The organism is Helicobacter ibis, from assembly GCF_027859255.1.
Lineage (GTDB): Bacteria > Campylobacterota > Campylobacteria > Campylobacterales > Helicobacteraceae > Helicobacter_D > Helicobacter_D ibis.
On the sequence record NZ_JAQHXR010000001.1, the window covers coordinates 344,435 to 368,975 of the forward strand.

The 24,541-nt window shown below is 31.2% G+C and carries 23 protein-coding genes and 2 tRNA genes; 17 read left to right on the forward strand and 8 right to left on the reverse strand.

The genetic code is table 11. From position 1 onward, the window contains the following. Positions 1–3: 3 nt before the first annotated feature. Both PF021_RS01945 and PF021_RS01950 read right to left on the reverse strand, forming a co-directional pair. Positions 4–1,227, reverse strand: coding sequence for an apolipoprotein N-acyltransferase (locus PF021_RS01945; protein WP_271020723.1), 1,224 nt, complete (start codon positions 1,225–1,227; stop codon positions 4–6). Further along, positions 1,227–1,730, reverse strand: a complete 504-nt coding sequence (locus tag PF021_RS01950; RefSeq protein ID WP_271020724.1) for a YajQ family cyclic di-GMP-binding protein — start codon at positions 1,728–1,730, stop codon at positions 1,227–1,229. The genes PF021_RS01945 and PF021_RS01950 overlap by 1 nt, the downstream gene beginning before the upstream one ends. Before the next feature lie 115 nt (positions 1,731–1,845). Here PF021_RS01950 and PF021_RS01955 point away from each other — a divergent pair, with 115 nt between their 5' ends. From PF021_RS01955 to PF021_RS01975, 5 genes are read left to right on the forward strand one after another with little or no spacing between them, the layout of a single operon-like run. After that, on the forward strand, positions 1,846–2,394 hold the full coding sequence (locus PF021_RS01955) for a CvpA family protein (protein ID WP_271020725.1): 549 nt from the start codon (positions 1,846–1,848) through the stop codon (positions 2,392–2,394). Between the two features lie 14 nt (positions 2,395–2,408). Continuing rightward, positions 2,409–3,914 carry a lysine--tRNA ligase gene (gene lysS, locus PF021_RS01960; RefSeq protein ID WP_271020726.1) on the forward strand — a complete coding sequence of 502 codons (1,506 nt, stop codon included), beginning with the start codon at positions 2,409–2,411 and terminating at the stop codon, positions 3,912–3,914. 3 nt (positions 3,915–3,917) lie between these two features. After that, positions 3,918–5,165 (forward strand): serine hydroxymethyltransferase, encoded by a 1,248-nt coding sequence (locus PF021_RS01965; RefSeq protein ID WP_271020727.1) that lies wholly within the window; start codon positions 3,918–3,920, stop codon positions 5,163–5,165. 17 nt (positions 5,166–5,182) lie between these two features. Continuing rightward, on the forward strand, positions 5,183–5,728 hold the full coding sequence (locus tag PF021_RS01970) for a DUF1882 domain-containing protein (RefSeq protein WP_271020728.1): 546 nt from the start codon (positions 5,183–5,185) through the stop codon (positions 5,726–5,728). A gap of 11 nt (positions 5,729–5,739) precedes the next feature. Continuing rightward, positions 5,740–6,507 carry an SPOR domain-containing protein gene (locus tag PF021_RS01975; protein WP_271020729.1) on the forward strand — a complete coding sequence of 256 codons (768 nt, stop codon included), beginning with the start codon at positions 5,740–5,742 and terminating at the stop codon, positions 6,505–6,507. Positions 6,508–6,530: 23 nt separating this feature from the next. On the opposite strand, the gene prmC is transcribed toward PF021_RS01975, so the two are convergent. Both prmC and PF021_RS01985 read right to left on the reverse strand, forming a co-directional pair. Beyond that, complete coding sequence (gene prmC / locus PF021_RS01980) at positions 6,531–7,352, reverse strand: peptide chain release factor N(5)-glutamine methyltransferase (protein ID WP_271020730.1); 822 nt, start codon at positions 7,350–7,352, stop codon at positions 6,531–6,533. Then, complete coding sequence (locus PF021_RS01985) at positions 7,342–8,553, reverse strand: M48 family metallopeptidase (protein WP_271020731.1); 1,212 nt, start codon at positions 8,551–8,553, stop codon at positions 7,342–7,344. The genes prmC and PF021_RS01985 overlap by 11 nt, the downstream gene beginning before the upstream one ends. 76 nt (positions 8,554–8,629) lie before the next feature. On the opposite strand from PF021_RS01985, the gene PF021_RS01990 reads away from it, so the two are divergent. Both PF021_RS01990 and PF021_RS01995 read left to right on the forward strand, forming a co-directional pair. Continuing rightward, complete coding sequence (locus PF021_RS01990; RefSeq protein WP_271020732.1) at positions 8,630–9,631, forward strand: rod shape-determining protein; 1,002 nt, start codon at positions 8,630–8,632, stop codon at positions 9,629–9,631. After that, positions 9,631–10,287 carry a polyphenol oxidase family protein gene (locus PF021_RS01995; protein ID WP_271020733.1) on the forward strand — a complete coding sequence of 219 codons (657 nt, stop codon included), beginning with the start codon at positions 9,631–9,633 and terminating at the stop codon, positions 10,285–10,287. Before PF021_RS01990 ends, PF021_RS01995 begins: the two co-directional genes overlap by 1 nt. Here PF021_RS01995 and hisS read toward each other — a convergent pair. Then, complete coding sequence (gene hisS, locus PF021_RS02000; protein WP_271020734.1) at positions 10,267–11,577, reverse strand: histidine--tRNA ligase; 1,311 nt, start codon at positions 11,575–11,577, stop codon at positions 10,267–10,269. The genes PF021_RS01995 and hisS overlap by 21 nt on opposite strands. A gap of 103 nt (positions 11,578–11,680) precedes the next feature. On the opposite strand from hisS, the gene rpmE reads away from it, so the two are divergent. From rpmE to PF021_RS02050, 10 genes are all read left to right on the forward strand, one after another. Next, positions 11,681–11,887, forward strand: coding sequence for a 50S ribosomal protein L31 (gene rpmE / locus PF021_RS02005; RefSeq protein WP_271020735.1), 207 nt, complete (start codon positions 11,681–11,683; stop codon positions 11,885–11,887). Beyond that, positions 11,884–12,693, forward strand: a complete 810-nt coding sequence (gene rsmI / locus PF021_RS02010; RefSeq protein ID WP_271020736.1) for a 16S rRNA (cytidine(1402)-2'-O)-methyltransferase — start codon at positions 11,884–11,886, stop codon at positions 12,691–12,693. The genes rpmE and rsmI overlap by 4 nt, the downstream gene beginning before the upstream one ends. Positions 12,694–12,702: 9 nt before the next feature. Then, a complete protein-coding gene (rlmB, locus tag PF021_RS02015; protein WP_271020737.1) occupies positions 12,703–13,392 on the forward strand; it encodes a 23S rRNA (guanosine(2251)-2'-O)-methyltransferase RlmB in 690 nt (229 codons plus the stop codon). Beyond that, complete coding sequence (locus tag PF021_RS02020) at positions 13,380–14,246, forward strand: hypothetical protein (RefSeq protein ID WP_271020738.1); 867 nt, start codon at positions 13,380–13,382, stop codon at positions 14,244–14,246. The genes rlmB and PF021_RS02020 overlap by 13 nt, the downstream gene beginning before the upstream one ends. Further along, entirely contained in the window at positions 14,240–15,061 is an 822-nt protein-coding gene (locus tag PF021_RS02025; RefSeq protein WP_271020739.1) for a hypothetical protein, read from the forward strand. The genes PF021_RS02020 and PF021_RS02025 overlap by 7 nt, the downstream gene beginning before the upstream one ends. A gap of 15 nt (positions 15,062–15,076) precedes the next feature. Continuing rightward, positions 15,077–16,285: an LL-diaminopimelate aminotransferase gene (locus tag PF021_RS02030; RefSeq protein WP_271020740.1), complete on the forward strand. Its 1,209-nt coding sequence runs from the start codon at positions 15,077–15,079 to the stop codon at positions 16,283–16,285. A gap of 10 nt (positions 16,286–16,295) precedes the next feature. Continuing rightward, positions 16,296–18,707: a heavy metal translocating P-type ATPase gene (locus tag PF021_RS02035; RefSeq protein WP_271020741.1), complete on the forward strand. Its 2,412-nt coding sequence runs from the start codon at positions 16,296–16,298 to the stop codon at positions 18,705–18,707. A 69-nt stretch (positions 18,708–18,776) separates the two neighbouring features. After that, positions 18,777–19,781, forward strand: a complete 1,005-nt coding sequence (locus PF021_RS02040; protein ID WP_271020742.1) for a Fe(3+) ABC transporter substrate-binding protein — start codon at positions 18,777–18,779, stop codon at positions 19,779–19,781. A 10-nt stretch (positions 19,782–19,791) separates the two neighbouring features. Next, on the forward strand, positions 19,792–21,393 hold the full coding sequence (locus PF021_RS02045) for an ABC transporter permease (RefSeq protein WP_271020743.1): 1,602 nt from the start codon (positions 19,792–19,794) through the stop codon (positions 21,391–21,393). Continuing rightward, positions 21,374–22,342, forward strand: a complete 969-nt coding sequence (locus tag PF021_RS02050; protein WP_271020744.1) for an ABC transporter ATP-binding protein — start codon at positions 21,374–21,376, stop codon at positions 22,340–22,342. The genes PF021_RS02045 and PF021_RS02050 overlap by 20 nt, the downstream gene beginning before the upstream one ends. A 1-nt stretch (position 22,343) precedes the next feature. Here PF021_RS02050 and PF021_RS02055 read toward each other — a convergent pair. The 3 genes from PF021_RS02055 to htpG all read right to left on the reverse strand — a co-directional run bounded on the left by PF021_RS02055 (position 22,344) and on the right by htpG (position 24,473). Further along, positions 22,344–22,420 (reverse strand) — tRNA-His (locus PF021_RS02055). Positions 22,421–22,444: 24 nt separating this feature from the next. Further along, positions 22,445–22,522 (reverse strand) — tRNA-Pro (locus PF021_RS02060). Between the two features lie 79 nt (positions 22,523–22,601). Beyond that, the gene (gene htpG, locus PF021_RS02065; RefSeq protein ID WP_271020745.1) at positions 22,602–24,473 is read right to left on the reverse strand and encodes a molecular chaperone HtpG; all 1,872 of its coding nucleotides are present in this window, start codon (positions 24,471–24,473) and stop codon (positions 22,602–22,604) included. Positions 24,474–24,541 lie beyond the last annotated feature (68 nt).

The window sequence follows — 24,541 nt, forward strand, 5'->3', positions numbered from 1 at the left end:
TCTTTAAGGATAGATTGTAAAGCTTGGTGATTTATTGCTTGAGTGATAAATTGTTGTGTTGTAGTTTTTTGAAAAATATTGCATAAGCAGTTTTTGTAGTGTAGGCTGTATGCTAGGGTAAAACCACGCATTATTGCTAATTGCAATTAGTAATTTTGGGTCATTTTTATAAAATTCATCTCTTGTTGCTTCATAACATATTGCTATATTAAAGTTTTTATTATTTATTGTTGTAGTATTGATTGTATTTGTGTTGTTTGAAGCAAAATCAACAGCACCATTAAAGAAATATTTATTAATCAAATCAACTAGAATCTTAGGTAGCGGTATTTGTTCTCCAAATGGCACTAGGATTATTTTGTTAAAAATTTTTACATCACCATTTTCAAATATATATGCACTATTATAGAAGTTATTATCTTCTTGGTTTATACCGCCACTTATAATTGTTATTTGTTTGCTTTTTTCTTTTAGTGTTTCAATTAGGTTTTCGTATCTATTTAGAGGCAGTGGAAATGCAGTCTCTGGGAGAATTACAATATTGTATTTTTCATTTATTGCTTGTGAGATTTCATTCATATTGCTAATTACTATTTGTTCTAGTTCATTTTTATCCCATCTTAAGTCTTGGTCTATGTTTGTTTGTATTGTTTTTATTTTTAATGTGTCATTTGTGTTTGTTTGTTTTTGTTGTGTGGTTAAAGATATTGATAGTAATGCTACAAAACACACTATTGCCATACTTTTGTAATATTTTTGCCTTAATGCATATATGCAAAATGAACTAAGAGTTAGAATTAAAAATAAAGTTAGTTTTGTTGGTGGAAAATAGCTATTTATTAGCATTGCTTCAGGTATAAACCAATTAAACGAAAATGGGTGAATAAATGATGCTAGTAGTAAAGTTGAGATTCTGTATATATGGCTATCAAAAAAGCATAAAGCTACAAATAAGATTCCATAAACAAATGCTACAAACAAAATAACAAATGGTATTAGATATGTAGCATCATAATATCTAAAGCTAAGAGAAATCCAATAAAACCATAAAATTCCAACCAATGCTCCGCATATAAATGCACTTTTTTTGGTTAGATTCAAGTATAAAAATAAAGCAACAAATGCACAAATGCTAGGAATAATTCTTTGGTGTATGTCAAAATGCTCTACATAAATAAAAGCACTAAAGCTTAAGGCGCATAATATTGCATAAACTATATTTTTCATTAGTTAAAGTTACTAAAACTCACTGCAACTTCAAGCTCCATTCCTTTTATGTGGGCTATTATTTTTTGTAACTCATCTATACTCTTTGACTTTACTCGAATCTCGCTTCCTTGTATCTGTGTTGTAGCTTTGAAATTTTGTACTTTAATCTCTGCAGTTATTTTTTTAGCATTTTTATCATCTAAAACATCGTTGATTGTGTATGTTAGCTTGAGGTTACCGCCACTTGCGTTTTCTTTTGATTTTTCTTTTAGAACCTTTATTGATAGATTTCTTTTTATTAGTTTTGAATCTAAAATATCTTTAATTGTTTTTGCTTTATTTTCGCTTGTGGCAAGTATGTATATTGATTTTTCTTTTTCATTTAGAGATATTTCTTTTGCTTTATCATCTTTAAAATCAAATCTAGTAGAAATTTCCTTTTTTGCTTGTTCTAGTGCATTTTTAAATTCTTGCATGTCTATTTTTGCAGAAATATCAAAACTATGTTCTTTTGTTGCCATCAATTATCCTTGTAAAATTTTGCAATAATTTTATTATAATTTTTGGAAAATTAGGCTTTTTTTGGGTAGAATATTGTCTTTTATTGTGTTTTTATAATTATTTAAGGTTTTTTATATGTCTATGTCTAGTTTTTCTTACTTCGATATTATATTGTTCGTTTTAATATTACTTTTTGGATTCAAAGGTGTTATAAACGGATTTATAAGAGAGTTTTTTGGCTTGGTTGGGATAGTTGGTGGTGTATATATTGCTTCTTTATATTCTGATAGTTTTGGTGGTTGGATTAGTGATAATATTTATAGATTCGACAATCAGTCTGCAATTTCACTTGTAGGGTTTTTTGTTGCTTTGGTTGGTTTTTGGATTCTTTCAGTGTTATTATCTGGAATATTCCAAAAATTAGTTGCATTAAGTTATTTGGGCATTGCAAATAGAATCTTTGGTTTTTGTTTTGGTGCATTAAAGATTTTTATGATATTTGCTATTATTTTTTATGCTTTATCAGGGTTTCAACTCGCTCAATCATTTATAGATAAATATACAAATAATAGCCATTTATACCCAGTGTTAGTAAAGACAGGTGTGGCTATTGTTAAGCTAGATTCAGTTCAGGGGATTGCTGATACTGCTAGTAAAGCTATAGAAAATAATCCTACATTTTAATAAAGGTGCGATAGTTGTTTGAGGGTGATATTTATATACAACAAAGAATACAAAAGTCAGATAAGTTAAGAGAAATTGGTGTTAATCCATATACAAATGGGCTAACTAAGGATTTATCAAATAAAGAGTTTATCCAGAAGTTTGCCTATGTCTTAGACTATGAAGAAGATAATAAAAAAGATATAAGCAAAGTAGTAAAAGTAAGTGGTAGAATTAAATTTGTAAGACTTATGGGCAAGGCTGCATTTATAAAAATAGAGGATAATAGCGGAATCTTACAAGGGTATCTATCTAAAAATGACATAGATGAAGACTTTGAGCTATTTAAAAAATATATTGAAGTTGGAGATATAGTATTATTAAGTGGATATCCTTTTGTTACTAAAACAGGTGAGCTTAGCATACATACTTTAGAATTCAAGCTTCTTACAAAGTCAATAATCCCATTGCCAGAGAAGTATCATGGGTTGGTTGATATTGAAATGAGATATAGACAAAGATACTTAGATTTGATAATGAATAGCGAGGTTAGAGACACTTTTGTTTTGCGTTCAAAGATAATATCTTCAATTAGAAGCTTCTTTGAAGATAAAGGATTCTTAGAAGTAGAAACGCCAATGATGCACCCAATACCGGGTGGAGCCAATGCTAGACCATTTGTTACATTTCACAATGCATTAAATATAGAAAGATATTTAAGAATCGCACCAGAACTTTATTTAAAGAGACTGATTGTTGGTGGGTTTGAAGCTATTTTTGAGATTAATCGTAATTTTAGAAATGAGGGCATGGATCATTCTCATAACCCAGAATTTACAATGATAGAGTTTTATTGGGCGTATAAAGATTATAAGGATTTAATAGAGCTTACAAAGAAGCTATTTAGACATCTTTTTAACACACTTAATCTTCCAAATGTGCTAAAGGTTGGTGATAAAGAAATAGATTTTGGAATCTTTAGAGAGATTAGTTATATAGATTCGATTGTTGAGATAGGTAATGTTCCTAGAGATGTAGTTAATGATTATGATAAGTTATATGAATATCTAAAAAATAGCGGAGTAAAGCTTGAGGGAGATATGGATTTAGGCAAGTTGCAAAGTGAAGCATTTGATGTATTTGTTGAAGATAAGCTTATTAATCCGACCTTTATAACAGAGTTCCCAATATCAATAAGCCCTCTTGCGAGGAGAAATGATAATAACCCAGATATTGCTGATAGATTCGAGCTATTTATTGGTGGTAGTGAAATTGCAAATGGTTTTAGTGAATTAAATGATCCGCTTGATCAATATGAGAGATTCAAGGCTCAAGTTGCTGCAAAAGAGGCAGGAGATGAGGAAGCACAATATATGGACGAGGATTATATCACAGCACTTGGCTATGGTATGCCACCTACTGCAGGGGAGGGGATAGGTATAGATAGGCTTGTTATGCTTCTTAGCGGACATAGTATAATTAAAGATGTAATTTTGTTTCCCGCACTTAGACCACAAAAGCACAATATAGATAAAGGATAGAAAATGGGATATTTAGAGAGTTTGGATAAAGAGATTTTTGATTATATAAATAAAGAGCTAGATAGGCAAAATACGCATTTAGAAATGATTGCTAGTGAGAATTTTACATTTCCTAGTGTTATGGAGGCTATGGGAAGTGTTTTGACCAATAAATATGCAGAGGGCTATCCATACAAGCGATATTATGGTGGTTGTGAATTTGTAGATAAGATAGAAGAAATAGCCATAAATAGAGCAAAGCAACTCTTTGGTTGTGAGTTTGCAAATGTGCAACCACATGCGGGTTCTCAAGCAAATACTGCTGTTTATGCTGCACTGCTTAAGCCTTATGATAAGATCTTGGGTATGGATTTAAGTCATGGAGGGCATTTAACGCATGGTGCTAAGGTTAGTTTTACTGGGCAAATGTATCAAAGCTTTTTTTATGGGGTTGAACTAGATGGCTATATAAATTATGATAAAGTAGCCGAAATTGCACAAGCAACAAAGCCAAATTTGATAGTATGTGGATTTAGTGCATATTCAAGGGAGCTTGATTTTAAGAGATTTAGAGAAATTGCAGATAGTGTTGGGGCTATTTTAATGGCTGATATAGCACATGTAGCTGGACTTGTAGTTGCAGGTGAATATCCTAATCCTTTCCCTTATGCAGATGTGGTTACAACAACTACACACAAAACATTAAGAGGTCCAAGAGGAGGGCTTATACTAACAAACAACGAAGAATATGCTCTAAAGATTAATAAGGCTGTCTTTCCGGGTATGCAAGGAGGACCTCTTATGCATGTAATAGCTGGTAAGGCAGTTGGATTTGGTGAGAATCTAAAGCCATCATGGAAAGAGTATGCAAAGCAAGTAAAGTTAAATGCTAAAGAAATGTCTAAGGTATTACAAGAGAGAGGATATGATATTGTAAGTGGTGGGACAGATAATCATCTCATCTTGCTTTCTTTGTTAAGCAAAGATTTTAGTGGTAAAGATGCTGATTTAGCACTTGGTAATGCTGGTATAACTGTTAATAAAAACACAGTTCCGGGTGAAATTCGAAGTCCTTTTGTAACAAGTGGTGTAAGGATAGGCTCACCAGCACTTACAGCAAGAGGATTTAAAGAAAAGGAATTTAATATTGTTGCAAACAAAATAGCAGATGTCTTAGATGATATAAATAATACTAAAAAGCAAGAGCAAATAAAAAGAGAATTAAAGGATATTGCGTTACAATTTCCTGTATATAATCAGGCGATATTTTAAGGTAGAGGGATTTTATAATGATAACTGATATGGATTTGAAACTAATCAAGATAATAAGCGATCATTATTGGATAAAGGAGGCTGGTATTGGGCAGAAGATACATCACAATGGCAGAATCTTTTATGATAAATTTAAAAGAGTTAATGAACCGCTAAATAGGAATATAATCCAAAGTCATTTAAAAAAAGAAATATTAGTAGCGCATTCTTTGATTAATGATAGAGATAAGGTTGAGAATATCGTGTTTGATTACAATGGCTTTAATGCAGAGAGATTCTGGCATAAGGCACAATTAATGCTGCGAGATGAAGGGTTTATTAATTTTACAGCGTATGAGACTAAAACGCCCGGACATTTACATTTATATATACATAAAGGACATACTACTTTTCAAGAGGCTTGTCAGTTAGCAAAAATGCTAAGTATGAAATTATCACAAAAAATGGCTACTGAATGGAAAGTGTTCCCAAGTGTTGATATACCAAGAAATTTCAATATATTGACCATACCATATAAAGTTTATAAAAAAGAGCGTGGTGCATCTTGGTCAAAACATATGTAAAGGAGTGATTTATGAATGAATTAGATAAAGAGAAAGATTTAGAGCTTGATGATTTGCTAATTAGTAATTCAGATGAGGAAGAAACTAAGGGTTCTCAGGGCAAGAAAATAATTTTGCTTGGTGCTGTGGCTATTGTTTTATTTGCTATTATTATAGTTGTGTTTTATATGTTGCAAGATGATAAAAAGCCTGTGCACAACGCGGTATTGGAGACTGCAAAACCAATAGAAAAAGTAGAGGTAAATACACCTGTTAGCTCACTACCTAAAGAACCAAGCGATTTTGGTCAAATGCCAATTGATAATCAAAATCAAAGTTCTGATGAGCAGTTTCAAAAGATAATAGACCAAATAAAAGCACAACAAAAGGAACAAGCAAAAACTCCTGTTGCCTCTAATGAAACACAAAAACCAAAAGAGCCAGTAAGACAAGAGCAAACCATACAAACTCCAAAGCAAGATAAGCCTGTTCAGAATATACAAAAGCCTGCAACTCCTTCTGAAAGCTTCAAGGATATACAAACAAATGATCCTAAGATTCAAGGCAGTGAAGCTACAACAGGATTTTATGTTCAAGTTGGTTCTTTTTCTAAGTTTTCTCCAAATAAGCAATTATTAGAGACAATTACTCAATCAAACTTTAGTTATCGTATGCAAAAGGCTGGTGATAACAATAGATTATTAATAGGGCCATTTGCAACAAAAAAAGAAGCACAAGATAAGCTTAGTGAAATTAAAGATAGAATAAACAAAGATGCATTTATTAAAGAGATAAAATAACAGAGGTTTTTTAGCCTTTGTTATTAAAACTCTATTAAAAATCCTCTATCAAGTCCTGCCAAGTCTTTATAGAATTCTATTTTTTTATGTTTGTATCCTTTTATAAAATTACTTATTTGTTCTTTTTGATCATATCCCATCTCACATAGCAAGAATCTTGCTTGTTGCTTTATGCTCACTTTTATTATCTCTTTTAGTATTTCGTCTCCTATATTTCCACCAAATAATGCTTTTTGTGGCTCAAATGATAATTCCTTTGGTAGAATTTCGTCATTTTTTATATATGGTGGATTTGATATTATAAGATCAAATTTATACTCTTTATTGAAGTCTAAAAGATTACTTTTGTGAAGCGTTATATTGTGTGTTTTGAATCTTTGTATATTCACATATGCGTTAAATAGTGCTTCTGGCGATATATCACTTGCATGTATATTTAGCTGTTTATCTGATAGCTTTGATATCATTATGCTTAAAATCCCACTACCTATACCTATTTCAGCTATGTTTTTTATATCATGTTTTGATATTAAATCTATTGCAATATATACTAGAATCTCGCTTTCAGGACGCGGTATTAAAGCACCATTGCTGATATAAAAATCATATCCATAAAAGCTAACACTATTTGTTATATATTCTATTGGTTCATGATTTTTTCTTTTTTGTATAAAGCTTTTATATAGCTGTATGTAGAAATTTTCTAGTTTTTTATTATAGTTTGTGTGCAAGTAGATTCTATCTTTATTTAGTGCAAATGATAATAGAATCTCACTCTCTAATAGCGGTCTTTCAAATTGACCTAAGCTATCAAAGCCAAAATTTAGTGCATCTTTAATTGTCATTTTTGGCTAATTCTTTATATCCTAATGCTTCTAGTCTTGCTAATAGTGGCGGGTGAGTGAAGTAGAACTTTGCATAAAGTGGGTGTGATAGTGGAAATGATTTATTTTCTTTAACTAGCACTAATAGTGCGTCTGCTAAATCTTTTTTGCTTGTTAGAGAAGCACTAAATTCATCTGCTTTATACTCTTGTTTGCAACTAAAATAGCTAATAATTGGAGTAAATACAAAACCAACTAAATTACTAAGCAATATTAGGAAAATTATTGTAAAGTGCGGTGTTTGAGAGATGTTTGCTTGTGTAAATATTTCACTTGGCATATTTGCTATTACAAATAATAAAATAGCTATTAAGCATAGCACTAAAGACATCATTTTATATATGTCATTATGTCTGAAGTGTCCTAATTCATGTCCTAAAACTGCTAAAAGAGAATTTTTAGATATTTTTTCTAGTAGAGTGTCAAATAATATCACCCTTTTTGATTTTCCAAACCCTCCAAAATACGCATTTAATCTACCATCTCTCCTTGAAGCGTCCATTACAAATACGCCATTTGAGTTAAATCCAGCCCTTTGTAGTAGATTATTAATTGAATCTTGTAAATCATTATCTTTTAATGGCGTAAATTTATTAAACATTGGAGCAATGATTGTTGGATATAGTAAGTTTGTACCAACGATAAAAATAGCAGTTAGCAAAAACGCATATAAGCTCCAAAATTCTATGTTTATCAAAATCCATGAAAATGCAAGTATAAACAATCCGCCAATTATAATTAGTAACGCTAGAGACTTTAGTTTATCTACTATAAATAATGATAGCCCACTTTTTGTAAAGCCAAATTTTTTATCTACAACTAGCGATGAATAAGCTTCTAGTGGTATTGAAACTAGAGAGCTAATAATTAAAAATAAAAGAACGATTAAAACACTATTAATAAGCTCTCCAAAAGAAAATAGAGATTCTAAAAGTTTTAATCCAAGTGTTATCCAAAATGCAAACATAATAAAATCTATAATCGTGGATATTATTGATAGCTTTTCTTTGATAATTGCGTAGTTGCCTGCATTTTTGAATTCTTCTTTGTTTAGTATGTAAGATTCTTTGTTTTTTTTGTCTTTTAGAAAATTAATTTGAATTAGTGAAAGATAAACTTTTGGAATACTAAAAAGTAAAGCATATATAATTATAAGATACATGGATTCTCCTAATTTTTTGCAATTATACTAAAAGTTAATTATAATTTAATATTTATTTTTTATATATGGATTATTTATGATTTTTAGCAGAAATGATATAGCTATAGATTTAGGAACTGTAAATACAATAGTTCGCAATCAAGATGAAATTTTATTTAATGAACCAACTTGTATAGCCTTAGATAGCCGCAATAGAGAAAGAATTATATGTCTTGGAAGCAAAGCAAAACAAATGATAGGTAGAACACCGCTTGAAATAGAGGTTATAAATCCTTTGCTAAATGGTGCAATTAGTGATTTTGAAACTACAAAATTATTTATGCATGCACTAATAGAATCAGCAAAAACAAGCTCTCTATCTCCAAGAGTTGGTATAAGCATACCGCAGAATCTAACGCAAGTTGAGAGACATTCACTGCATGAAGCAACCATGTTTGCTGGGGCTAAGGAAGTATTTTTAATAGAAGACCCATTTAGTGCTAGTGTTGGTGCTGGGATTGATATTTCTAAAGCAAAGGCTAGAATGGTTATTGATGCTGGTGGAGGGCTTGTTGAAGTTAGTATTATATCGCTTGGAGGGCTTGTTGTTAGCACTTTTACAAAAGAGGCTGGAGATTTTATTGATTATGCCATTGTTGATTATTGTAAATATAATAAAAATATAGGCATAAGCAAAGAAATGGCAGAAAGTATCAAACGGAAGATAAATTTATTTGGCGAGAGTGAGATAATAAATGTTGGTGCTAAGAATCTAATAAATGGTATGCCAATCCACTTTGAACTAAATTTAAATGAATTAAAAAGCGTCTTAATTTCTGGGTTGTATAAGATTAAAGATTCAGTTCTTCTTGCGATAGATAAATCATCACCTGATATGGCAGCAGACTTGATAGAAGAAGGTGCTATTCTAACTGGTGGAATGGCGCTTATAGATGGCACTAGAGAGTTTTTAGAAGAAGAGTTGAATATGAAAATAACTCTATCGAATGATCCTTTGTTAGATATTTCAAAAGGTGCTAGTTTGATTATGCAAGATTATGAATCTTATAGCCTAGAGTGGGGCGGAGGGATTGATTAGTGGCATTGGATTATTGGTTGAGTGAAAGTGGGGTAAATGTAGCCTTCCATGCAGGTTTGGATACAGAATCTAAAGTTATACAAAATAGAAAAGATTCGTTAAAAAATTATCATATAGACAATCTTGCCTATTTAAATCAGATTCATAGCAATATCGTTCTTAAAGGCACTAGTGGTGGGTTAATAGGGAATGGAGATGGGATAATTTTGGATAAAAAGGGGATTGTGGGACTTATAATGACTGCTGATTGCAATCCTGTGCTTTTATATGACAAAAGAAATGATGTCTTAGCAATGCTTCATGTAGGGAGGCTTGGCGTTGAATCTAGAATTGTCTTTGAGGGATTTAAGATTCTATCTTTAGAGTATGGCACAAGAGCTAGTGATGTATTTGTGTATGTAGGACCTTCTATTAGAGCTTGTTGTTATGAAGTTAGAAGTGATGTTTTTTGCGGAGATTCATTAAGTCTAGGCAAAATAATGCGTAAGGATTCTATATATTTGGATTTAATTAAAGTCTTACAAGCACAATTTTTGGAGTTAGGTTTTAGTGATATTGTTATAGATAAAAATTGCACTTGTTGTTCTAGAGAGTATTTTTCTTATAGAAGAGATAAGGATTGTGGCAGGTTAGGATTATTTGCCACAATTATTTAAGATACTTAGTGTAGATTCTATTGTCTCTGTGTTTTGAGAACCATCAAGCATGTTTTTTAGTGTTAGAGTATTTGTTTTCTCTTCTTCTTCTCCTAATATAATTGCCCATTTATAATTTTTATTATTTGCATATTGGAGAGATTTTTTTGGTTTTACTACTTCTCCATATACTTCTATATTTAGTCCATTTTCGCGTAAATTTTTAGCAATTTTATATGCATATTTTAGGTTATTTAGCGGGATTATTATTGCATTTGCTGGATTGTTTGCTTTTATTAATTGTAGAGATTCTAGCCCTGCTAGAAGCCTATCTAGTCCTATACTTGCTCCAACCCCACTTATATTATCACTTGAGAAATTAGAAATTAAATTATCATATCTTCCGCCAGAACATACAGAGCCTAAATCTTGTAAATCATCTAGTGTTGTTTCATAAATTATACCTGTATAATATCCAAGTCCTCTAGCTATAGATAAGTTTATTTTGTAGTTTTTGCTAGGTATTATATTTTCTAATAAATTACATAGTTCCTCTAATTCAGCGATTCCTTCTTGTAGCTTTGAATCTAGAATTTTATATTTTTCTAATTTTGTAAAGATTCCATTTGTGCAACCTTCTTGCTTGATATTTAGAAAATCAATTAAAAATTCTATATCTTTGTCGTTTAGTTTGAGTTTTTCGCTTAGTTCTAGCTTTACAGAATCTAGTCCTATTTTGTCTATTTTGTCTATTATCCTTAGAATCTCAACTACTTGATTTTCTAAGCTTAAATAACTACATAGACCATTAAATATTTTTCTATTATTTATGTTTATTGTAAAGTTTTCTAAGCCAAGATTCTTTAATGAAGCATATATAACTTGTATGATTTCACAATCAGCACCAATGCTATTTGTGCCTAATATATCAAAATCACATTGTGTAAATTCCCTATATCTGCCTCTTTGAGCCCTCTCTCCTCTAAATACATTCCCTATGCAATATCGTTTAAAAGGTAATCCAAGCTCGTTTTTGTATTGTGCTAGGAATCTAGCTAGAGGGACGGTTAAGTCAAATCTCAATGCAACTTCCCTATCTCCGTGGTCTTTAAAGTGATACATTTCTTTTTGTATTTCATCGCTACCTTGTTTTTTGAGTATTTCTGCATATTCTAAGTGTGGTGTTTCAATCGGTGGGAATCCAAAACTCTCAAAGCTTTCTATTAGGCTTTTTATCATTTTTGATTTTGCATATGCTTCATGTGGTAATTTGTCTTTAAAACCGCTTAATGTTCGTGGAGTTATTGGCATTTTTATTCCTTGAAGTAATATAGTTTTTACAATTTTATTATATTTTATGTTTTGTTTTGGTAAAATGGCAACTTTTAATTTTAGAATTTTTGAGGTTTTAATTATGAAAAAGGGAATTCATCCAGAGTATGTTCCATGTAAGGTTACTTGCGTTACAAGCGGTAAGGAAATTGAAGTTATGAGCATTAAGCCAGAGCTAAGAATAGATATTTCTTCTTTTTGTCATCCATTTTACACAGGTTCTGATAAAGTTGTAGATACAGCAGGTAGAGTTGAGAAATTTAAGCAAAGATATAATCTAAATAAATGATCACATTTTTAGCGACACCTATTGGTAATTTAGAAGACATTACCATAAGGACGCTAAATGTGTTGAAAATTAGTGATATCATTCTTTGTGAAGACACGAGAATTGCTAAGAAATTAATACTTCTTCTTATTGATAAGGGGTTTTTGGATATCAAAGAGTATAAATATATCCCATATCACACTCACAATGAAACAGAGTTTCTAAAAAACATAGATAAAGAATTTTTTAATCAAAACATAGTCTTTTTAAGTGATGCAGGTATGCCATGCATTAGCGATCCGGGGGTTATGCTTATTAGGTATTTGCAAGAAAACAATATTAATTATGATGTTTTTGGTGGCATTAGTGCTTCTACTTTAGCAGTTGCATTTAGCGGAATAGTTGAGAAAGAATTTTTATTTTTAGGATTCTTGCCACACAAGCTTCAAGAAAAAACAATATTTTTAAGAAAGATAGTTAATTATTCCTATCCTATTGTTATTTACGAATCTCCGCATAGATTATTAGAGACTTTAGAGATTTTATGTGAGATTGATTCTTCTTTAGAAATATTTTTAGCAAAAGAATTAACTAAAAAATTCCAAGCAACCTATAAAGATAGTGTGCAAAATATATACAATATGTTACAGGATTCTATAATCAAAGGCGAGTGGGTCATGGTGATAAAACCATGCTTTAGAGAGCAAAACACAATAGGAGAGGGTGAGGTGCTATTAATGGATATTCCTCCAAAGATAAAGGCAAAAATACTTGCAAAAATAAATGGCAAGTCTGTAAAAGAAAATTATGATTTATTGTGTGATTAGGGATTTGTTATGATTGTGTATGGTAGGCGTATAGTCGAACTTGTGGTAAAAAGGCACAAAGAGTTAATAAAAACAATTTATCTATCCAAAGAAATTGATAAAAAATTTTTTCATTCCTTAAAGTTACTTAATAAACCAATTATAAAATTAGATTCCAAAAAAGCCCAAAGCCTTGCTAGAGGTGGGAATCATCAAGGATATCTATTAGAGATAGAATCTTTAAAGCAAACATCGCTAAAAGAAGTTTGTCAAATGGAATTTGTACTTGTATTGTGTGGTGTAAGTGATGTTGGTAATATTGGTTCTATTTTTAGAACCGCTTACGCACTTGGTGTATCTAGTATAGTTATTTGTGGTGTTAATAATTTTAAGCAAGAGGGTGCGATTCGTGCATCGGCTGGAGCTATGTTTGATATGCAGTTTTGCGTAGAGAAAAATGCATTAGATGTCATTAATGTTTTAAAGAATTCGCAATTTATTTTGTTCGGAACTAGCATTAATGGTGAAATTTTGGATAATATACCAAGACAAGAAAAGATAGCCTTATTTTTGGGTAATGAAGAAGTTGGGCTTACAAATAAGGTTATATCAAAAATGGATCATGTTCTGACAATCCCATTTAAGCGTGATTTTGACTCTCTTAATGTAGGTATTGCAGGTGGAATTTTAATAGATAGGATAAACTCATGGAAGAATTAGAAAGCTTAAAAAAAATAGGTGCAAAAGAAATATCAAAACATACTCACATGGCATTAAATAAAATTTCTTCTATATTAGAGTGTGATTATGCAGAATTAAAGGATAGGGCTACAACTATAGGGCTTATTAAAATTTTAGAACGAGAGTATGAGGTAAATTTAGAAAAATGGCTTAGTGAGTATGATGAATATTGGAATAGCCATGAAAAAGACGAAGAAGAGTTAGAGAAGTTAATAAATTTCAAAGTAACACATGAGGCAACACAGCAAAAAGATTCCACAGGCTTTGTGGTTATAGCTACTATATTGGCAGTTATTATTGGGGTTGGATTTTATGTTTATTTTAATTTTAGTAATGTTGCTACAAATTTGGACAATCAAATACAAGAACTAGAAGTAAAAACAATAGCTCCAAAAGAATCAAACAAAACAGGAGCATTAGATTCCAATGTAAGCTTAGAAGTTGAAAGACAAATTACAGATATAAACTCTACCATACCAGTTACTACCACTTTAGATTCGTCTGCTTCAACTCCGATAAATGAAGAACCAAAAACAGAAGAAAAAGCAGAAAATAAGCTTACGCTAAAACCACTAGAAAATGTATGGGTTGGAATTATATATCTAGACACCAAAGAAAAAACTTCACTAGTAACTAATGAGCCATTGGAGATAGATACTAAAAGAGAGCAGACGATAATAACAGGTCATGGAATGATTGAAATAGCTACAAAAAATAAAACACTAGGTAGCAAGATGGCTGATAGAATGCGATTTTATGTAGATTCTACTGGAGAGATAAAAGAAATCACTAGTGCAGAATACAACAAATATAATGGAGGAATAGGGTGGTAATAAAATCATTATTTCTCTTCTTTGTCATTTTTAGTCATATAATTTTTGCAAATGAAGTAAATAAAGCCATAGTGTCGTTTATAGGTGATGATAATTATAAAATCAATCAAAAGTTTATAGAGCGTATTTTTGCTAACGAACATGAGTTTTTATATCCTAATAGCAAGGCTAATTTACAAAAAATAGCACAAACCTTAAAACAAAATGGACTTTTGAATCTATCGTTTAACTCCCCAATGGAGCTTGAAGTAGCATTTTATGTATCGCATAATCCAAGTGCATTTATAGGTAGTCTTTATGATATTTTGCAAAGTATGGGATATTATTATTTTTTGGTAAAGCAAAGTGTATTAGAAGGAGATAGGTTTAGATTCGTCCTATCAATGAATACAGAATATGCAATAGACCCAGTATTGTTGCAAGGAAAGCTAAGAGATTATGGCTATGTGGTATCTGATATAGAAAGACGAAGCATAAGTCAATGGATATATAACATTAATGCTACTACTTTTGCAATGCCAAAGTCCATACCATTAATCCCAAATGTAAAATCAAGTGAAGCTAGTTTGCAGGGTGAATATTGGTATAACATAAATGTAGGTTCAAAAATATCTTTGAGTGCTAATTATGGAGTATTATGGTATCCAGAAGTTGTATTTTATGATAAAGACTTGAGGATTTTAGAGATTTTTACTTCACAAAAGCAAACAAGAGCTATAGATATAGATATACCAAAAGATACGAAATTTATCAAAATTAGCGATACATATTTACCAATTATAATTAAAAATGGTCTATCAGTAGTGCTTGAGTAATTTTGGGAGGTAGTTATGTTTAGTGAAATAGAGTTTGATAAGATTAAAAGGTTGCCAAAGTATGTTTTTGCTTCTATTAATGAAATAAAGTTGCAAATGAGACAAAATGGAGAAGATGTAATTGACTTTAGTATGGGGAATCCAGATGGTGCTACGCCTCAACATATAATAGACAAATTAACAGAATCAGCACAAAAACCAAAAAATCACGGATATTCTGCTAGTAAGGGAATCTACAAATTGCGTCTAGCAATAGCTGATATGTATAAGCGAAAATATAATGTAAGTTTAGATCCTGATTTAGAAGTATGTGTTAGTCTTGGTTCAAAAGAAGGCTATGCACATTTAATACAAGCTATCGCAAACTATGGAGATACCGCAATAGTTGCAGAACCAGCATATCCTATACATTACTACGCTTTTATTTTGGCAGGTGCAAATGTAGCTACATTTGGGCTAAAATGGAATGATAATTACGAATTAGATGTTGAATCTTATTTTAATTCACTACAAGAAGCATTAAATAATACAATGCCAAAGCCGAAGTTTGTCGTTACTAACTTCCCGCATAATCCAACAACAATAGTGGTGTATAAGGAATTTTATGAGCGTTTGGTAAAGCTTGCAAAAAAAGAGAGATTCTACATTATTAATGATATTGCATATGCTGATTTGAGCTTTGATGGATATGTAGCACCATCTATTTTAGAAGTAGAAGGCGCAAAAGATGTTGCAGTTGAAAGCTATACGCTATCTAAAAGCTATAATATGGCAGGTTGGAGAGTTGGGTGCATTGTGGGCAATCAAAGATTAGTAGGTGCATTGCAAAAAATAAAAAGTTGGCTTGATTATGGGATATATACTCCTATACAAATTGCATCAACGATAGCTTTAAACGAAGATCAAAGTTGCGTAAAAGAAATATCAGATAAATACGAAAAAAGAGCAGAAGTTTTAATTGATAGCTTTAAAGCTGCAGGTTGGGAAATGAAAAAACCAAGAGCTAGTATGTTTATATGGGCGAAGATTCCAAAATGTGTAGAACATTTGGGTAGTATGGAGTTTTCTACTAGATTATTAAAGGAAGCAAAAATCGCAGTAAGTCCCGGGGTTGGGTTTGGGAATCATGGGGATTTGTATGTGAGGATTGCATTAATTGAAAATGAAAATAGAATCCGTCAAGCTAGTAGGAATCTAAAGCAATTTTTAAAGCAATTTTCATAAGTTATAAATTATGAGAAAATGTGATCATTGTCATTTAGAGTTTGATGATGATTCTTTGCATATTGCAAATATAAATGGTAAAGATAAGTATTTTTGTTGCAATGGATGTGAGGGTGTGTATAGACTTTTAGATAGTGAGGATTTAGGTGGGTTTTATGATAAGCTTGGGAGTAATACGCTAAGTCCGGTATCTAAAAATACAAGCTCACTTAATCAATATGACACAGAAGCATTTATAGAAAAGTATGTTAGCAAAGATGGTGATAAATGTAGCATTTCGCTTGTTTTAGAGAAGATTCATTGTGTTGCTTGTATTTGGCTTAATGAGAGGATATTATTAAAGCAAAATGGAATCTTTAGCGTTAATATAAACTACACAAACAATAAAGCAAATATTGTATTTGATATAACAAAAATAAAACCATCACAAATAGTAAAAATAGTGCGACTAATAGGCTATGATGCACATGTTTATGACGCATCGTTGCAAGAAAATTATGCAAGAAAAGAAAAAAGAGATTATTACATAAAGTTAAGTGTTGGAATCTTTTGTGTAATGAATATTATGTGGATTGCCGTTGCACAATATGCAGGATATTTTAGTGGAATCTCAAATGATATGAGAGATATACTAAATGTAGCTGGGTTTGTGCTATCTACGCCTGTGTTGTTTTTTAGTGGGATTATTTTTTGGCGTGGTGCTATTGCTGCTTTTAGGCATAAAATGCCAAATATGGATTTGCTTGTCATTAGTGGTGCGACTTTGGCTTATGTTTATTCGATATATGCAAGTTTTACTGGTGGAGAGACTTATTTTGAATCTGTTGCTATGATTATTACTTTTGTTTTGTTTGGGAAATTTTTAGAAATAAGGGGTAAAAATAGTGCTGCTGATAGCCTTGATAGGCTGAATTCTCAAATGCCACTTGATGTTAATGTTATAAGAGATTCTAAGAGTGTTCGTGTGCCTGTTAGGGAAGTAGAAGTAGGTGAGATAGTATCTGTGTGTGCAGGTGAGAGGATAGCATTAGATGGTGAGTTAATATCTGAAGTTGCATTATGCGATGAAAGCTCTATAAGTGGTGAATCTGAATTAGTAGAGAAAGCAAATGGAGATAGAATCTATTCTGGGACTATGGCTATTAATTTTGCTTTTAATTATAAAATAGGTAAACAATTTAAAAATTCTATTATGACTTCGATTGTAAATATGGTAGAAGATTCTCTAAACACTCGCCCAAAGATAGAAAATCTAGCTACAAATATTTCTAGGTATTTTTCTCTTGTGATGTTTGTCGTGGCTGGTATTGCATTTTGTGTTTGGTATTTTGCATTAGGTTCATCATTTGATAGAAGTTTAATGGTGGCTATATCTGTTATTATTATCGCATGTCCTTGTGCATTAGCACTTGCTACACCACTTGCATTGCTAGTTGGGATAGGTGAGGCGATAAATAAAAAAATACTCTTTAAAGAATCTAAAATGTTAGAGACTATATCTCATGCTACAACTCTAGTTTTAGATAAGACTGGAACAATTACTAAAGGTGCTTTATCTATTAAGTTTATGAAAAGTTTTATGAATCTTAAAGATTCTAACTATGAATTACAAGTCTTAATACAAATTATAAACCAAAATTCACACCCAATATCTTTGGCATTAAGAAATGAATTTAGTTGTCATTATGAGTTTTTAGAATTTACATCTATAGAAGAAATAAGCACAAAAGGAGTGGTGGCAAAAATAAATAATGATTTATTTTTGGCTGGGAATTTTGATCTTTTATTGGAGTATGGAGTTGGCATTAGTAGTGAAATTTTAGATAATGATTATGAGGGCAGTATTTTTTGCTTTGCCAAAAATGACAAGTTGCTTTTATTTTGTGTATTAGAAGATGAAATAAAAGAAGAAGCATATGAATCTATAAGTAGGTTAAAGGGATTAGGCTTAAGAATCGTGCTTTTAAGCGGGGATAACAAAAGAGCCTGTGAAAAAGTAGCTAATAGCCTAAAAATAGATGAATATTATTATAAACAAACTCCGCTAGACAAGGCAAATTTTATAGATAGATTACATAAGGAAGGCGAAGTTGTTGTTATGGCTGGTGATGGAATAAATGATTCTGTTGCACTTAGCAAGAGTGATATTGCGATTGCTATGGGTGGTGGGATAGATTTAGCAATAAGTGTAAGTGATGTGGTTGTGCTAGATTCTAAGATGAGTGGAGTTTTAGATTCTTTTATAATAGGAAAAAATACATATAAGTTTATAAAGCAAAATTTAGCAATTTCTCTTATTTATAATGCTTTTACAATCCCTCTTGCGATGGTTGGATTTGTTATACCTCTTATTGCTGCATTATCTATGTCGCTTAGTTCTTTAGTGGTTGTTTTAAATAGTTTGAGGTTAAAAAATATATAAACTTTTTAAGTTGTTACAAAGACATTATAATTATAATAATGTTTCTTAATTTTATGACAAGGAATTTTAATGAAATTTAAAATGCTTTTGGTATCACTTTTTAGTGTTGGTTTTTTATTTTCACAAGAATTGACTATTTATTCTCATCGTCATTATGATACGGACAAGGGGATATTTAAGCTTTTTTCCGATGAGACTGGTATTAAGATTAATGTTGTTCAAGCAAAGGCAAATGAATTAGCAAAGAGATTAGAAGTTGAGGGTAAAAACTCAAAAGCAGATTTATTTATGACTGCTGATGCTGGTAATTTGGAGCAAGTTAGGGTGAATGATTTGTTTGTTCCTGTTACCTCTAAAACATTAGATGAGTTATCTCCTAAAGAATTAAGAGGTAAAGATAATACATGGTATGCTTTTACAACTAGAGCTAGAATCATAGTAGCCTCAAAAGATAGAGTAAAAGATGGTGCTATAAAAACTTATGAAGACTTAACTAAGCCAGAATGGAAAGGCAAAGTGCTAGTTAGAAGTTCGAACAATGTTTATAACATCTCTCTACTTAGCTCTATGATAGATTCTATAGGTGAAGAAAAGGCTAGAGAATGGGCAAGTGGCATAGTTAAGAATCTAGCTAGAACACCAAAGGGTGCAGATAGAGATCAAGTGCGTGCAATTTATGCTAAAGAAGGTGATGTTGCTATTTCTAATAGTTATTATTTAGGACATCTTGCTAATTCTAAGAATGAAAAAGATGTAGAGGCTTTTAATTCTGTTAAAGTTATTTTCCCAAATCAAGATGATAGGGGCACTCATATAAATGTAAGTGGAATTGGTGTGTTAAAAACCTCTAAAAACAAAGAAGTAGCAGTTAGATTCATAGAATTTATGCTAAGTCCTAAAGCACAAGAAATGCTAACTAACCAAAACTATGAATATCCTGTAAATAAAAGTGTAAAACCTAATAAACTTCTACAAAGCTGGGGCGAGTTTAAAATAGAAAAGCCAAACTTTGAAGCATATTATGGTAATGCTAAAGAATCTTTAAAGATATTTGATGAAGTTCAATGGAAATAGGAAATAGCATTTGAAATTTTTAACTAAAAAATGGTCTGTTGTTGCTATTTTTGTGTGCATTTTGGTGCTATTGCCAATATTTGCCATAATATTGCATGTGCCATTTATTGATATTAATACCTTAGTGCATTTATCCAAAAATGTGTTGCCTAGATATATTTTAGGTAGCACATTTATTTTGTTTGGGACATTATTGTTATGTCTTGTTTTTGGGCTTTTGAGTGCTTATTTGATTGCTTTTTATGATTTTTTTGCTTCTAGATTCTTTGAATGGTTGCTTATATTACCATTGGCTATTCCTTCTTATGTTATGGGATTTATTTGGGTTGATTTGTTTGAATTTGGTGGAGTTATACCAGAGTTATTTGGGGTTGATAAGCGTATTGATATAATGAATCCTTATGGTGCAATTATTATTTTATCTTTTGCATTATATCCATATGTTTATTTCTTTGCTAAAAATACATTTTCATATGGGCTTGGCAATATATTACTTAGTGCAAAATCTCTAAAAGTATCTAATTTAAAAATATTTTTTAAGATAGTTTTGCCTTTTTGTAGAGTTGGTATTGTAGGTGCATTATTACTTGTTGCTATGGAGACTTTGAGCGATTATGGTCTTGTGGCGTATTTTGGTGTGGATACATTTAGTGCCGGTATTTTTAGGACTTGGGGGAGTGGTGGAGATAGCACTAGTGCTGTTGCTTTAAGCGTTGGGTTATTGATATTTATCGCAGTTTTGATGTTGTTAGAGTATTACCAAAGAGGAAATAGGGCATATACGCAAAATACATTCATACAAACCCCAAGAGATAAATTAAAGGGAATAAAATCATTTTTAGCATTTTTATGGTGCTTTTCTATGGTGTTTGTTGCATTTATTGTGCCTATATGGTGGCTTTTGTATTGGGTTAAGTTTGATTTTTTGATAAATTTAGATAATGCAATGTTGCCTGCATTTTATAGCTTTTTTGTATCGATTGTTAGTGCTATTTTGATTGTGTGTGTATCTTATTATTTATGCTTTGTTGTGCGTATGAATGATAACAAACTATCTAAAATAATAATATGGATAACAACTCTTGGATATTCTCTGCCCGGTGCTGTTGTTGCTGTTGGAATCTTAGTTATACTTGGTGTTTTAAATTATGTGTTAGATTTTTTATCTTTTGAATATGCTGTTGGTGGTGGGTTTTTGGTTTTATTTTTTGGCTATTTTGTGAGATTTTTGGCTTCTGGTATTTTTTCTGTGCAAAGTGGATATGCAAGAATCTTAAAAAATATAGATTATGCTAGTTTATCACTCAAAGTCAAGCCATTTTGTATTTTTAAAAATATACACTTTCCTTTAATAAAAAATTATTTAGCATTATCAATCGTTATTATTTGCATAGACATACTAAAAGAATTGCCTATTTCAACTATATTATCTCCAAGTGGATTTCAAACTCTATCATCGTTGGTGTTTGCATATAGCGAAAACGAGCTAATTTATAATGTATCTTTACCATCGTTAATTATTGTTTTATTTGGAATCATTCCTGTACTTTTAATGAATTATTTGCAAAATAAGAATAATCAAAAGGAAATAAATGGCGATTTTAAAAATTAATAATATATATAAATCATTTGGTAAGACAGATGTCCTAAATGGTGTGAATCTATCTTTAGAGCATGGAGAGATAATTAGTATTTTAGGTGAGAGTGGATGTGGTAAGAGTTCGTTTCTTGGTGCTATTTCTGGATTTTTTAGCATTGATGGTGGTGAGATTTATATAAAAGATTGTCTAGTTTCAAGCAAAGATAGATGTATATCTCCACAAAATAGAAATGTTGGAATCTTATTTCAAGACTATGCTTTATTTCCACATTTAAGCGTTAGAGATAATATCTGCTTTGGTATCTTGCAACTAACCAAGCAAGAACAGAAAAAAAGACTAGATGAGGTTATAGATATTTTGCAGATAAGTTCTCTTTTGGATAGATATCCAAATGAGCTTAGCGGTGGTCAAGCACAAAGAGTAGCATTGGCTAGAACTATAGTGTTTAGACCAACAATTATTTTGTTTGATGAACCATTTTCGAATCTAAATCATACCTTAAGTGTTCAAATGAGAAGAGACATAAAAGCTATAATAAGGGATCATAACTTAAGTGCGATATTTGTTACACATGATAAAGATGATGCATTTTTCTTATCGGATAATATTGCACTTATGAAAAATGGCAAAATAATAGACACAGGTAGTCCTAATACCCTATACCACAACCCAAAGACAATGGAAGTAGCATTATTTTTAGGGAATGCTAGTTTTATACATAATTGTGAGAATATGCCATATGAACTTGTGAAATTTTTAGAGAAGAAGAATTTTATTGTTCGAACTTGTGATTTTTGTCTATCTACAAGTAAAACAGATATACCAGTAGAGGTTATTGAGAGCGTGTTTTATGGTGATTATTATGAGATTACTTTGAATCTTTTTGGAAACATAATTAGCATAAATAGCTCTAAAGATGTAAAAAGCGGAGAGATTTTATATTTGAAATTGGCTAACTAAATGGGGTGGGCGATGGGAATCGAACCCACGACCCTCAGGACCACAATCTGATGCTCTAACCGACTGAGCTACGCCCACCATTTGAAGTTGAAAATTAAGAAGTGGTCGGGGCGAAAGGATTCGAACCTTCGACCCCTTGGTCCCAAACCAAGTGCGCTAACCAGACTGCGCTACGCCCCGACAAGTAAAAAGATAAGTCGAAATTATATTTTATAAAACTTAAAAAGTCAAGAATCCTTTTATAAAAGGATTCTTAAAACTATAATGTATTTTCTATTATTTTGTTGATTCTAGCTACAAAAGAGTTTATATCCTTTATTTTTCCGCCTTCTAGTAGCTTTGCTTGTTCTAATAATAAATAAGCCATATCTTCATCATTGTTCTTGCTATCTATTAGCTTTTGTATTATGTTGTGATTTGGATTTAGCTCTAGTATTGGTTTTTCTTCTGGTAGATTATTATTCATACCCATTTGTTTCATCATTTTCATCATTGCAGCATTTGGATTATCACTATCCTCCATTAAGCAGCATGGATTATTTACAAGTCTGCTACTTAGTCTTACTTCTTTTACCTCATTTTGAAGTATTTTGCCAATTCTTTCTAATACATTTTTGTATTTTTCTTTTGTTTCATCATTTATTTCATCTGTGCCTACTTCTTCCATCGCTTCTTTGCTTGTAATGCTTCTAAGAGGAGTTTTATCAAACTCATGCACCATAGGCATTACGATTCCATCTATTTCATCACTAAAGAATAGCACTTCAATATCTTTTTGCTTATAACTCTCTAGTAGTGGAGAGTTTTTAAGAAGCTCTAAATCCTCACCTTGCAAGAAATAAATTGACTTTTGATTTTCTTTCATTCTTTCTTTATAGGTTTTAAAAGAAATTTCTTTGTCATCACTCTTGCTTGAGGTAAATCTTAAAAGCTCTAGTAGTTTTTCTTTGTTTTCAAAATCGCTGTAAACACCTTCTTTTAGGCATCTTCCAAATTCTTTATAGAACTTTGAATATTTTTCGTCATTTTTTTGCAAAGATTCAATTTCGCTTAATATTTTCTTTGTAGAAGCAGATTTAATAGTTGCTAAAATCTTGTTTTGCTGTAAGATTTCCCTACTTACATTAAGTGGTAAGTCTTCACTATCTATAATACCCCTTACAAAGCGTAAATATGGAGGTAAAAGCTCTTTGTCATCATCTGTGATAAACACTCTTTTTACATAAAGTTTTACACCAGATTTATAATCTACTCTATAAAGATCAAAAGGTGAATTTTGTGGGATATAAAAGAGTGTTGTATATTCTAAGCTACCTTCTACTTTTGTATGAATCCAAGCTAGTGGATCAGCACTATCATAGCTTAGAGATTTGTAGAACTCTTTATATTCTTCTTCTTTTAAATCCTTTTTGGCAACTCTCCAAAGGGCTGAAGCTTTGTTGATTTGCTCGTTTTTTTCTTCTATGATTTCCTTTTTAGAATCTCCCTCTCCTTCTGTTTTTGTTTCTGTGTAGTGCAAAAAAATAGGGAATGGAATGTGATCTGAATATTTTTTAACTATTTCTTCAATTCTCCAGCGACTTGTAAATTCTTTTTCGTCTTCTTTTAGATAGAGCTTTATTTCGCTTCCATGTGAATCTTTTGTGCATTTTTCAATCTCAAACTCACCGCTTCCATCACTAATCCAAGCATAAGCTTCTTCTTCCCCTGCTTTTTTTGTAGTAACAATAATCTTGTTAGCTACCATAAATGCTGAATAAAATCCAACACCAAATTGTCCAATAAGTGCAGAATCTTTTTTCTTGTCTCCACTTAGTTTTGATAAGAAGTTTTTTGTGCCACTTTTTGCGATTGTTCCTAGATTTTCTATTAAATCTTGTTCATTCATTCCTATACCACTATCACTTATTGTTAGAGTATTTTTCTCGCTATCAAAGCTAATATCAATTTTTGGGGTAAAAGAAAATGATTTTAATTTTTCATCTGTTAGTGTTAGATATTGTAGTTTATCAAGTGCGTCAGAAGCGTTGCTTACAAGTTCACGCAAGAAAATTTCTTTATTAGAATATAGAGAATGAATCATTAAGTCCAGTATTTGATTGACTTCTGTTTGAAAAGTATGTTTTGCCATATTTACTCCTTAATTTTTGACCAAAATTGTATCAAAGTGTGTAATAAAAATCAATAAAGTTTATATTA

What these genes read in the sequence shown, in the direction of transcription:
- PF021_RS01990 (WP_271020732.1), top strand. Translation starts at nt 8,630, where the DNA reads ATGATTTTTAGCAGAAATGATATAGCTATAGATTTAGGAACTGTAAAT.
- PF021_RS01975 (WP_271020729.1), top strand. Translation starts at nt 5,740, where the DNA reads ATGAATGAATTAGATAAAGAGAAAGATTTAGAGCTTGATGATTTGCTA.
- PF021_RS02040 (WP_271020742.1), top strand. Translation starts at nt 18,777, where the DNA reads ATGAAATTTAAAATGCTTTTGGTATCACTTTTTAGTGTTGGTTTTTTA.
- hisS (WP_271020734.1), bottom strand. Translation starts at nt 11,577, where the DNA reads ATGCCAATAACTCCACGAACATTAAGCGGTTTTAAAGACAAATTACCA.
- PF021_RS01970 (WP_271020728.1), top strand. Translation starts at nt 5,183, where the DNA reads ATGATAACTGATATGGATTTGAAACTAATCAAGATAATAAGCGATCAT.
- PF021_RS01950 (WP_271020724.1), bottom strand. Translation starts at nt 1,730, where the DNA reads ATGGCAACAAAAGAACATAGTTTTGATATTTCTGCAAAAATAGACATG.
- PF021_RS01965 (WP_271020727.1), top strand. Translation starts at nt 3,918, where the DNA reads ATGGGATATTTAGAGAGTTTGGATAAAGAGATTTTTGATTATATAAAT.
- PF021_RS02030 (WP_271020740.1), top strand. Translation starts at nt 15,077, where the DNA reads ATGTTTAGTGAAATAGAGTTTGATAAGATTAAAAGGTTGCCAAAGTAT.
- rlmB (WP_271020737.1), top strand. Translation starts at nt 12,703, where the DNA reads ATGATTGTGTATGGTAGGCGTATAGTCGAACTTGTGGTAAAAAGGCAC.
- PF021_RS01985 (WP_271020731.1), bottom strand. Translation starts at nt 8,553, where the DNA reads ATGTATCTTATAATTATATATGCTTTACTTTTTAGTATTCCAAAAGTT.
- PF021_RS02020 (WP_271020738.1), top strand. Translation starts at nt 13,380, where the DNA reads ATGGAAGAATTAGAAAGCTTAAAAAAAATAGGTGCAAAAGAAATATCA.
- htpG (WP_271020745.1), bottom strand. Translation starts at nt 24,473, where the DNA reads ATGGCAAAACATACTTTTCAAACAGAAGTCAATCAAATACTGGACTTA.
- PF021_RS02035 (WP_271020741.1), top strand. Translation starts at nt 16,296, where the DNA reads ATGAGAAAATGTGATCATTGTCATTTAGAGTTTGATGATGATTCTTTG.
- PF021_RS01955 (WP_271020725.1), top strand. Translation starts at nt 1,846, where the DNA reads ATGTCTATGTCTAGTTTTTCTTACTTCGATATTATATTGTTCGTTTTA.
- PF021_RS01945 (WP_271020723.1), bottom strand. Translation starts at nt 1,227, where the DNA reads ATGAAAAATATAGTTTATGCAATATTATGCGCCTTAAGCTTTAGTGCT.
- PF021_RS02050 (WP_271020744.1), top strand. Translation starts at nt 21,374, where the DNA reads ATGGCGATTTTAAAAATTAATAATATATATAAATCATTTGGTAAGACA.
- prmC (WP_271020730.1), bottom strand. Translation starts at nt 7,352, where the DNA reads ATGACAATTAAAGATGCACTAAATTTTGGCTTTGATAGCTTAGGTCAA.
- rpmE (WP_271020735.1), top strand. Translation starts at nt 11,681, where the DNA reads ATGAAAAAGGGAATTCATCCAGAGTATGTTCCATGTAAGGTTACTTGC.
- rsmI (WP_271020736.1), top strand. Translation starts at nt 11,884, where the DNA reads ATGATCACATTTTTAGCGACACCTATTGGTAATTTAGAAGACATTACC.